At 42.9% G+C, this 534-nt stretch carries 2 rRNA genes; both read right to left on the reverse strand.

The features are described from left to right. Window positions 1-108, reverse strand: a 23S ribosomal RNA gene (locus ACU1JV_RS28075); the annotation flags it as partial. A gap of 353 nt (window positions 109-461) precedes the next feature. Further along, a 16S ribosomal RNA gene (locus tag ACU1JV_RS28080) occupies window positions 462-534 on the reverse strand; the annotation flags it as partial.

The raw sequence follows: 534 nt of genomic DNA on the forward strand, positions 1-534 counted from the left end.
CCGGATCAAAGCTTGCTTACAGCTCCCCGAGGCCTTATCGTTGTTCGCCACGTCCTTCGTCGGCTCCTGGCGCCTAGGCATCCTCCGTGTGCTCTTTGTAGCTTAACCTAGTATCTACAATGTAAATACGATTTGCTACCTTTATTTCACTTGTTTACACAAGATCAGCTTAAAGGAATATTCTAAAACGCAATTTCGTTTCGGTATCCAGTTTTCAAGGTGCAATATTCACCGGTTTTAATCCCGGAAGAACATCATATCAAATTCCTCAACACTTGAATACAAGTATATTTTGGAAGTCATATGTGAGAGTTTGAACTCTCAAAACTGAGCAACGAGTGAGTAAGTTCAGGATATTCATTTTATTCACACGAATGTGATGAACCCAATTGAATATCCGGTCGCAGGTACATGTACCTGCTAATTTGAATGTTTCCATTGCAGGAAACGATTCTCCATAGAAAGGAGGTGATCCAGCCGCACCTTCCGATACGGCTACCTTGTTACGACTTCACCCCAATCATCTACCCCACC

The sequence above is a fragment of the Paenibacillus sp. T2-29 genome (assembly GCF_052921365.1).